Origin of the sequence: Microbacterium sp. HMWF026 (assembly GCF_003061325.1) — a bacterium.
GTDB classification, from domain to species: domain Bacteria; phylum Actinomycetota; class Actinomycetes; order Actinomycetales; family Microbacteriaceae; genus Microbacterium; species Microbacterium testaceum_E.
The window spans coordinates 1-1,269 of the sequence record NZ_QAJB01000416.1 but is presented as its reverse complement, the minus strand read 5'-3'; the positions used below and the strand labels follow the sequence as shown (position 1 = coordinate 1,269).

Sequence of the window (1,269 nt, the reverse complement as noted above, 5' to 3'; positions counted from 1 at the left end):
ATGTACGGGTGGGGCGGTTCACGCCGGGGTGGGGTCAGCCGCGCTCGTCCTGCGCTGCGGACTCTCGCCCAGGGCGATGCGCCCCAGCACGAAGCGGCGTGCGACCGAGACGACGAGGATCGACCCGAAGATGCCCATCGTCGTCCCCGCCACGAACTGCGCGGTCAGGTAGGTGGCGCCCATTCCGCTGACTACCACCCGGGTTCCTGAGACGGGCAACGGCTGGACGGCATAGAGGGCGGTTGGAAATTTGTCGAAAGCGAGGGATATCAATCGAATGTTGAGTCGCAGATTTTATAGGGGGAACACCGGGCCCAACGACCGAGAGACCGGGCGAATTTACGTTGTGGGTACCCTTGTCCGGCCAGGGAGGGCGGCCCCTAGGGGACGGAGGATGATCGCCATTGACGCGACGCCGAGCCGCCGCAAAGGGGCGATGATAGCCACTGGAGCGTTTGGCGGCCGCTCTCCCGCGGGAGATTTGGGCGTGGTCAGGCCCCGATTTACGTGAAGAGGTAGCTCGCTGATCCTCGAAAAGTGAACGACGGTCATGTCCTCGAAGGCGGTCTACCCGGAGTTGGGAAGAGGTCATGGGGCCTGGACGGGCGCAGCGGGCGAGACGGTACGGAAGTCGAGCACTCCGCCGGCGCACGCTCTATCGCGCTGCTGACGGTTCTCGACCGAGGAAATTGGGGTTGTCGCCGACTCGCTTCGCTGGCAAACCGGCCCAGACTTCGCCAGCGGGAACGGATCGTGTAACGACGGAGTTCGCTCCGATTACCGCGCCGTCACCGATGATCGTCGTCTCCCCTGAACGGAAGAGTATGGTCGCCCCAGCGCCGATTATGACGTCGTCGCCGACCAGAATTCCTCCGCCTGTCGGAAGCTGGTCGCGGTACAGATACTGGTCGCCGCGTCCAAGGGTGACCCCCTGGAACAGCTTCACTCTTGACCCCAAGATCACCGATTCGTGGACTACGAGGCCGACAGCGCCGTGCGCTAGGCGAAGACCGTCGCCAAACGGGACGGTCGTCGGGAACTCGATGCCGCGCCACTTCAGGAGTCGCCATGCGAACGGCCTTTTCCATCGGGACGCAAGCGACCGTACGAGCTTTTCCTCGAAGTTCAGCGGGTCGTTGTCTTGGCGGGTTGTTGTCTTCGCGGCAGGCTTGCTCACTCTGCCAAGAATAGGCCCTGACCGGCTGCCTCCCACGGCCCGAAACATGGTCTTCATCTCTCACCCGCCAAAGTTGGCGTGTTCTCTAGGGG

The 1,269-nt window shown here is 63.4% G+C and carries 2 protein-coding genes; both read right to left on the bottom strand.

Features of this window, described 5'->3' with window-relative positions; genetic code table 11:
* Positions 1-18: 18 nt before the first annotated feature.
* Positions 19-198: a hypothetical protein gene (locus DBR36_RS17415; RefSeq protein WP_146185392.1), complete on the bottom strand. Its 180-nt coding sequence runs from the start codon at positions 196-198 to the stop codon at positions 19-21.
* Positions 199-655: 457 nt separating this feature from the next.
* The gene (locus tag DBR36_RS18775) at positions 656-1,177 is read right to left on the bottom strand and encodes a serine O-acetyltransferase (protein ID WP_219927669.1); all 522 of its coding nucleotides are present in this window, start codon (positions 1,175-1,177) and stop codon (positions 656-658) included.
* Between the last annotated feature and the right edge of the window lie 92 nt (positions 1,178-1,269).